We start from the raw sequence: 7,103 nt of genomic DNA on the forward strand, positions 1-7,103 counted from the left end.
CCGAGCTCAGTGGCTAGTCGTTCTCGCTCGAGCGTCCTATCGTCAGTTGCGTGTGCCCAGCAGCTTTCTGCAAGCTCAGTCCGCGCCTGCGGCTCGGTTTCGCCCAAGATCTGCAATAGCACCACTCGAATCAGTTGTTCATCTGTCATAAGAGCGGTAGCGCGGATACGGTGTCGCTCTGGAGCGTCGGCTGGCAGTAGAGGGCTGCAGACCATTAGGTTTATCTCCAGCGCCTGGAGGCCGGCGTACAAAGTTGATCTCCAGATGGAACTGGCCAGCGCCTCTGTAGCCGCTTCTATGTTCTCGCCAAGGATCGCCAACAGGGCAGCCCTAGCTGCCGCATCACTGGTTAGCAAGGCAACGACGCGCAACGGGTCTCGTGCTTTCTCAAGACTCATCAACTACCTCCAGCCGCAAATGCGGAAAGTAACAGGGCCATCGAAAGGCCCAGGAAAATGCTGGTGAACTGCTGCTCCTGGTTGGCTTGGTCGCGCTTGTGAAATTCAGCTATTGCAGTAGCTGTAGCCATCAACAGGAGGGCCAGGTAGATGCGGTGTGCCGGGAATGCCGTTAGCCACGAGACTGCATTAGCTGCCGGGATTGAGAGCAGCACCGATGCGAACCAGCTGCGTCGTACCATCGAGGCGTTCATCAGGCTTTTCCCCAATACGGCACAGTGACGGGCGGCAGCATGCCGAGTACCTGCTCGTAGTGTTCTTCGTGGATCTCTTCCCGGCGAGCATCTATCCCAGCTCGCCTATTCAGCTCGCTGACGAGCAGGAACCAGTCCGTAGCGTCTAGGTCCGGTGAGCTAATTGGCCGGATTTCTACGGGAGTGCTTCCTGCCTCGACTTGGTCGTAGGCAATCGCACTCAGTTGTGGGCGCTGATGATGAGGATCGCCCCTGAGCAGCCAGCACAGGCCTTTGTGCGTGGCTGCTTGATCCAGGATGTAGCGGACGTCGACGGAGGTAACCCAATGTGACGCGTAGTCGGCGGTTAACCAGGCAGGGAAGCTGAGCATGATGGCTCCAGTAGGTGTACGAGCTGCCTGTTTACTTCGCTGCTATGTGTGCCAGAAGCCCTTTTTCGTTCCCGGCCTGGGGCACTGAGTACCTGTGCCGCGGTCATTTCGGATCTTCCTTTGAGGGTCGGCTTTTCTGGCTGCGAGGTGTACGCCCTGCAGCGAATCGGTCGCTATTGCTTGCTGGTTGGTTTAGGTGGGATGGGCGAGATAGTTCGGGGCTGGGCTTCCAGCGGTTACTTGAAGATGAGTAGGTATCCCGAGCGGTGATAGATCTGCTCGTATGCTGCTGCTCTGCTCGACTTATGCCACCTCCGCCGCCGCCATTGTTGTTGCCCGGCCGAGGGCGTTTTCCTTTACTCGCGTCGGACCCCAGACCAATTGAGGTTAGAGACCTCGCGAGCAGGTTAAGAGATGCACTGACCGCCTCGGGACCAGAAACCACAGTGCCTCTCGCGGCTCTAGCCAAGGCGCCCATGGAGACGCGGGTCATTGAGGCTGCTAACCAGGTGCAGGCGGCCAGAAGGACGCCGAAAACCATTTGCAGGGCGCCATAAAGTAGATCGAGGTCAGCCCCACCACCTTGCCAGCCTGCTGAAAGTGCCGCTTGCGCCAGTGCTACTGAGCTCATCGCTACGGAGGCCGAGACTGCAAGTAGGTGAGCGAAGATGATGCACAGCACAGGGAAGAACAGTCTGCCAATCCACTGGGCTAGGCTCTCTACCCCCATTATCGGGGACATGGCTAATGCAATGGGGCTGGTAAGGAAAACCAGCCAGAAAAACCCGGCTTGGGCGGCAACATAGGCGGGTAGAAGCGTCTGAAGCTCTAACCAGCCCAAGTATGATTTGAGCATCTGCCAACTGGCGACGGTGCCTGCAAAAAGGGTATTGGCCTGGCCCGGCTGCTGTTCTGGTCCTCCGGCAAAAACAGCTTGCTGGATCTTCATCCAGGAGCGGCCTGCTGCGATGGAGCCCGCCTCGGTATCTGTGTTCTGTCCGTTGGATGCGCGTTTGTCCCCGATCTCGGTGAAGGCGCGGTAGGCCTGCTCAGCTGCGAATTGAGCAACCTTATAGGCCTCTACGCATGACATGGGGTTGTACCCGAACCCTGCCTCTTTACCGCCTTCTGGGGTCCAGACTACTGCGTGAGCTGCCAGGCTCTCACGGACATCCTCGGGTGCGTCTGAGAGGCTGAGATAGCCGAGCTTGGCATCAGACTGGCCGGAGGCGAGCGCGGCCCAGTGCTCTTGAGTGGGCAGGACGTATGGGCGGGAGCTAGCTGCAAAAAACACCCGGTCTTCTTTCTCTAGCGCCGCAAGACCCTCTGCGCGTCGTGTTCTTATGGCGCCTGCATCCAGGACGCTGTTGATCGTGTCCACGCCGCCCGTATTGTTGGACCAAGGATTGAGGGCTGCTGCTATATCAGCGACCCCGCGACCGACAATTTTGACTTGTGCCCATCTGCTGACTTGATCGTCGGGTATACCCAGCCCCGCACCGCCAAGGAGGCCAATTGCGTGATAGGCCTGTACTTCTGTGCTACTCGCTGGGTTTGCATATAGGGTTGGAGAAGGGGAGCACTGCTCGTTGTAGTCACGTATCAGTCTGCCTAAATCGCTGTTGGCATACTGGGCAGCAGTGCGTTGAACGCTGTGATCGACCAGGGCAGCTGTTGGAATGAACTGTCCATCCACGCTCACAGTCGCCATGGTCTTGCTGATAGCGCCATTGAGTGTCTGGTTGAAGCTCATGATCAGGTTGTAGCTAATGCGCTGGGCGTGGGTAGTTTGGACCGTCGCGCCGCTGGTCAGCGTGAGCGTGGTCGGCTGTAGGCCGTAGGTGATCACCATGAATATAAAAAGACCGCTACCTAGTGCGCGCCATGGGCCGTCGAAGGGGATGCGAAAGATGATGATGGTCATGGCTATGTAGCCAACAGCGATTAGCCACCCACTGATCTCTGCGCCAATCATGGCCACAAATGGCTCTGTAGCCAGCAAGAGGAAGTCGACCACGCCATCGAACAAACTGAACAGCCACGATAGGCCGGCTAACGAGTTGCTATCCATTAGGCATCTCCCCCCTTGGTCGTCTGCGCTGCATCAGCTGTTGGTGTGAGCCGATAGAAGAGAAGGACGCTCAGCACCAAGCCCGGCGTATGGGCGAATGGGCCCAACCAGGGGAAAAGCGACCGTCCGTGGACCGCTATCCATATGCCGACGATGTAGCTTGCAGCGAGCAGAGCCAGGCGAAACGGTGGGTAATCGTGGCCGAAGATCTTCATGCCTGGTGCTCCTGGCTGGATTCCTGTTTCCTTTCCTCAGTACGGCGCTGTTTCTTAGGCTTTTTGCGCTTTCTCGGTGTGTTGCTGCTTTCGAGACGATTAAGCATGTTCAGAAGGCTGCGGATGCTCATGGGCTTTTGTCCTTGTGTGATCAGGCGTTAGGGGAGCCGAGGTAGGTGTTCGTGATTGCGATTCGTTCATGGCCGAGTTCATGCGAGATGAGCAGCCGGGCTTCGCGATCACTAAGAGGGGGCGTTATTGATGCTTCCGCGCTGGGAATGGCGACCTTTCCAAGCCAGCCGGACTCAGCTCCTGCGAGGAGCTGGCCGGTGATTGAGGCTTTTACGGCGGGGGCTTGTTTGCCGGTCAACTCGAGATAACGCCGTTGGGCGTAGAGGTGCCGCAGCCCATGCATCCTGGAAAGGCCAGCGGCTGCGATTTGGTGCTCATAGCGTTTGAGCTGCTGTTTGTAGCTGAGCTCGGCTGGGATAAGGCTTCTCATCTGGGTGAATACATGCACCTCGGCGAGTAGCTCTTCTTGGTTCCGCGTGCGGATCGGGATTTCTCGGGCTTTCCCGCCTTTCGTCCAACTGCCTTTAAGCTCAAGGTGTCCGCCTTTATCGGCGACCGCGGCGATGAATTTGATTGACTCTTCCCGCCGCAGCCCAAACTCGGCTTGCAGGCGTAGGCTGAGTCGGACATACGGGTCGGTAACCGCATCGAGGTTTGCTTTCGGCAGATCCCGGGCACGGCTTTCTTTGGCGACGTATGAGCGGCGAGCAATACCCAGGTCGTCGTTACTGATCTTGGCGACACCCGCGCGACCGGCCTTTTCGCAAGACCACCGCAAATGTGACATGCGATTTTTGATGGTTGCTGGAGTTACGCCTGAGGTCTGCCAATGCTGAACCAGTGCACGGAGGTGGCGTTGACCGAGCGTGTTGGCGCGGAGGTTCCGGTAACCCAGTTCGCGCAACTGGCGGGCACTGAGGCTCAGCGTTGCTGAGCGTGCGGCCTGCGTTGCATACGAGCCGTCCCGGTTATGTTTCTGTTGCTGGACGAAATCCCAGCCGAGCTTGTCCATGATCGAAGTCCACTTGCTGATGAACGAGGTTCGAAACGCCAATCTCGAGGTAAGTGTTTGTTCCTGTCCTAGTCGCAAGCGCGATAGGAGCTGAGCTTTCACTCAGGAGCGGAACGGCGTTTCACACAGACGGCCAAACGTGGCTCGCAACGACCAGCCCGGCTGCGGGCGGTGATTGCGACGACAGGCGCTCAATCAATTGATGAGCAGCACCGTCGTTGTCTGCGGGCATGCGAGGCATGCCATCTCGTCGAGCGTGGATCGACAAACTCAATCCGATCTCGGGGATCGGAAGGGATACCCGGACGCCACGCAGCGCCGGGGTGGGGAGCTCAAACTGAGCGGTCCCTGGTTCTGAAAAATGTCCCATCCATTCTTCAGGCCGTTTACGCGGGGCACGACTCAGTTTTTAGGTCCGGAGCTGGACCTTTTGCTCATTGTGAAAACCCCGACAGACGCTGAGCGAGCGGCTATCGGAGGGCGGTGTAGCGAACGGGTCGGTTGCCAAGTCGACTCGTCTTTGCCACCCAGTTGACGCGCATTAGCCACGTCAATCGGGTGGGCTGACGATGCTGCAGGAATACCTACTCGCATCGCCCCTATCGCCAGCGATCGCTAAATCTCAACAGGAATACCTAGTCGACGACTTGTTGATCTTGGTGCTGGCGAATGAGGATTCGTCACTACGCTGTCACTGCACATTACGTGAATGGTGAGCCCACGCAACCCAAAATCGTGGAGCAAATTCACGATGCGCGGAGCCCGCGAAAATCCTGGCTTTTCTGCCTCCCCAGGAGCTTTTGTCGGCTCGCTATGCGAGCCGTTTGGGGCCGCTCTACGCGGCCCTACGCTGTGCGTCACTACCCGAAGGTAGTGACGCACAGCATCAGTGAGAGTACCTGCCCGCTCTAGCATCCGAACGGGATGCGCAGTTAGGCTAGTAGCCATTAATCAATGAGGTGAACAAATGGGCTGGGACTCACGTGATACTGCTGCGCTGAATGCCGCAACTGCATCTGGCATCAAATGCTTCGCTATCGGCGTCGTCGGGGATAATGGGCGCCAAGTGATGCTGAACAAAATTGAATGCCCTGGTCAGCCAAGTGGTGGGTCCCCGGAAAAGCTTCTCGCAGATGCGATCGAAGGTGTTACCAGGCTGTCCGCTGGAGGTGACTCGCTGTGGATTGAGGTCATTAGCGACAAAATTCCACAGTACGTAGCGGATGCAGTTTCTGCACTCCACGGCTTTGGTTGCCGAATGATTGTCACCCACGGGAATAAATCTACTCGCGGCAATGGTGAGCTTCTCGACAGCTCTCTTTGTACTGCTGTTGAAGCAGCGAACCAAGGTGGGGCTATTTGGCATCCATTTGAAGAGACGTTCGTCTTCGCAGCCTAAGCGGTTTACGGCGAGGTCGTCGCTTGGCCTCGCCACTGAGCGAAGTCATGCTGCCTGTATCTATTAATCTCTATGTTCTATTTATGTCAGGTCACCAGTGACCCACCTCCCAGCTCGTGGATGACCCGCCTTGTGGGTAAAGTGGCTCACCGATGACCTGGCTCACTGATGAGCTAGGTCATCGGTGAGCTGGCTGTGGATAGGTTCGGAGAGGTTACCGGTTCGGCGTAAATGCGACTCGATGACAGTCCTGGTGCGGGCCGATGGATAGCTCACATCTCTGGAGTCGATGATGTTGTTGATCGTGATGTTATTGACGGTGAGCTCAATCCTAATGCCGCTATTGACCTCTGCTGTGCCGTCGAACTTTCCATGCTCGATGAGCTGTTTTAACTGTTCGCGTCGATCCTGGGCGGTCGAGCCCGTATAGAGAAAACGGGCGGTGCCGATCTGCTGGCCTCCTCGGGAGAGGGGAAACTGTTCGAAAAGCAGATAGCGGCTGCATTGCCCAGGGCGCTCTTCACTGCAGAGATAGCCAGCATTAGCCAATTCGCGTAAGCCCCGTTTGACTGTCGCCACCGAAAGGCCTGTCTCTCGAGCAAGCTGCTCGTGCTGAATTTTTGCCTCTCCAGTGTCCAAGTTGGCGCGTGACTTCAGAGCGATATACACCTTCACTGCTGAGCCCTGCAGGCTTGCCAGTGCTCCACTTGTTACGAAGCTGCGGAAGACCTGGCTCCACAGTAGATCTGCTTTCAGGTGCCCATCAGCGCTCATTTCGGCCACCGCTAAGCAGGGCTGCAACATCTGCAGCGGGGAAGTAGACACTTCGACCGAATTTGACCTTGACTGCGTTGAGTGCGGCCGCTAGTTGGCAGCCAGCTGGATGATAGAGGGTGTGATCAAGAGCTTTCTCAGTGCGATGCAGCAGCTCTGCTAGCTGTTTCCGCGAGATCAGGAGGCCGTAGCGTTCGATCAGCTGCTGTTCAAGGTGTGTAGTTTCAATACTCATTGCGTGCATCCGCTTTTCTGTCTGGATGCAATGAATAGTGGGAAGCGACTACCCCAAAATCGGCGCTTTTAGCCCCGGCAAAACCCTGCTCATGAAAGTAAGTCCCGGTTCAGAAAGATTCTGCATGCAGAATCTTTCTGAGGGGTGGCCAGCACCCTTTAAGCCCTGGTCCGCTCCTGAATCAGGTCAAGTCGCTCGACCAGAGTAAGCGAACGGGCATCACACCTTGCCGGCGGGCACCCAGTTGTGCGGCAGCAGCTCGGCCAGGGCGCTGGCCTTCTGCGTCGGCAGGCGCGTGAGCA

The 7,103-nt window shown here is 57.2% G+C and carries 9 protein-coding genes; 1 reads left to right on the plus strand and 8 read right to left on the minus strand.

Going from position 1 to position 7,103, the window contains the following annotated elements; translation table 11 throughout:
* Window positions 1-397 precede the first annotated feature (397 nt).
* The 6 genes from BZL41_RS14560 to BZL41_RS14585 all read right to left on the minus strand — a co-directional run bounded on the left by BZL41_RS14560 (window position 398) and on the right by BZL41_RS14585 (window position 4,393).
* Entirely contained in the window at window positions 398-652 is a 255-nt protein-coding gene (locus BZL41_RS14560; protein ID WP_095599959.1) for a hypothetical protein, read from the minus strand.
* Window positions 652-1,023: a hypothetical protein gene (locus BZL41_RS14565; RefSeq protein WP_095599960.1), complete on the minus strand. Its 372-nt coding sequence runs from the start codon at window positions 1,021-1,023 to the stop codon at window positions 652-654. Before BZL41_RS14565 ends, BZL41_RS14560 begins: the two co-directional genes overlap by 1 nt.
* Before the next feature lie 103 nt (window positions 1,024-1,126).
* A complete protein-coding gene (locus tag BZL41_RS28755) occupies window positions 1,127-3,094 on the minus strand; it encodes a hypothetical protein (RefSeq protein WP_174706173.1) in 1,968 nt (655 codons plus the stop codon).
* A complete protein-coding gene (locus BZL41_RS14580) occupies window positions 3,094-3,309 on the minus strand; it encodes a hypothetical protein (RefSeq protein WP_095599961.1) in 216 nt (71 codons plus the stop codon). Before BZL41_RS14580 ends, BZL41_RS28755 begins: the two co-directional genes overlap by 1 nt.
* Window positions 3,306-3,440: a hypothetical protein gene (locus BZL41_RS29105; protein WP_256578161.1), complete on the minus strand. Its 135-nt coding sequence runs from the start codon at window positions 3,438-3,440 to the stop codon at window positions 3,306-3,308. Before BZL41_RS29105 ends, BZL41_RS14580 begins: the two co-directional genes overlap by 4 nt.
* 20 nt (window positions 3,441-3,460) lie before the next feature.
* A complete protein-coding gene (locus BZL41_RS14585; RefSeq protein ID WP_095599963.1) occupies window positions 3,461-4,393 on the minus strand; it encodes a phage integrase N-terminal domain-containing protein in 933 nt (310 codons plus the stop codon).
* 967 nt (window positions 4,394-5,360) lie between these two features.
* On the opposite strand from BZL41_RS14585, the gene BZL41_RS28030 reads away from it, so the two are divergent.
* Window positions 5,361-5,792 carry a hypothetical protein gene (locus BZL41_RS28030; RefSeq protein ID WP_143518094.1) on the plus strand — a complete coding sequence of 144 codons (432 nt, stop codon included), beginning with the start codon at window positions 5,361-5,363 and terminating at the stop codon, window positions 5,790-5,792.
* Window positions 5,793-5,954: 162 nt separating this feature from the next.
* On the opposite strand, the gene BZL41_RS14590 is transcribed toward BZL41_RS28030, so the two are convergent.
* On the minus strand, window positions 5,955-6,566 hold the full coding sequence (locus BZL41_RS14590; protein ID WP_095599962.1) for a helix-turn-helix domain-containing protein: 612 nt from the start codon (window positions 6,564-6,566) through the stop codon (window positions 5,955-5,957).
* Window positions 6,556-6,801, minus strand: coding sequence for a hypothetical protein (locus BZL41_RS14595; RefSeq protein WP_095599964.1), 246 nt, complete (start codon window positions 6,799-6,801; stop codon window positions 6,556-6,558). The genes BZL41_RS14590 and BZL41_RS14595 overlap by 11 nt, the downstream gene beginning before the upstream one ends.
* Window positions 6,802-7,103 lie beyond the last annotated feature (302 nt).

The sequence above is a fragment of the Pseudomonas sp. PIC25 genome, from assembly GCF_002286785.1.
Lineage (GTDB): Bacteria > Pseudomonadota > Gammaproteobacteria > Pseudomonadales > Pseudomonadaceae > Pseudomonas_M.

What these genes read in the sequence shown, in the direction of transcription:
- BZL41_RS14595 (WP_095599964.1), bottom strand. Translation starts at nt 6,801, where the DNA reads ATGAGTATTGAAACTACACACCTTGAACAGCAGCTGATCGAACGCTAC.
- BZL41_RS14590 (WP_095599962.1), bottom strand. Translation starts at nt 6,566, where the DNA reads ATGAGCGCTGATGGGCACCTGAAAGCAGATCTACTGTGGAGCCAGGTC.
- BZL41_RS28755 (WP_174706173.1), bottom strand. Translation starts at nt 3,094, where the DNA reads ATGGATAGCAACTCGTTAGCCGGCCTATCGTGGCTGTTCAGTTTGTTC.
- BZL41_RS28030 (WP_143518094.1), top strand. Translation starts at nt 5,361, where the DNA reads ATGGGCTGGGACTCACGTGATACTGCTGCGCTGAATGCCGCAACTGCA.
- BZL41_RS14585 (WP_095599963.1), bottom strand. Translation starts at nt 4,393, where the DNA reads ATGGACAAGCTCGGCTGGGATTTCGTCCAGCAACAGAAACATAACCGG.
- BZL41_RS14565 (WP_095599960.1), bottom strand. Translation starts at nt 1,023, where the DNA reads ATGCTCAGCTTCCCTGCCTGGTTAACCGCCGACTACGCGTCACATTGG.
- BZL41_RS14560 (WP_095599959.1), bottom strand. Translation starts at nt 652, where the DNA reads ATGAACGCCTCGATGGTACGACGCAGCTGGTTCGCATCGGTGCTGCTC.
- BZL41_RS14580 (WP_095599961.1), bottom strand. Translation starts at nt 3,309, where the DNA reads ATGAAGATCTTCGGCCACGATTACCCACCGTTTCGCCTGGCTCTGCTC.
- BZL41_RS29105 (WP_256578161.1), bottom strand. Translation starts at nt 3,440, where the DNA reads ATGAGCATCCGCAGCCTTCTGAACATGCTTAATCGTCTCGAAAGCAGC.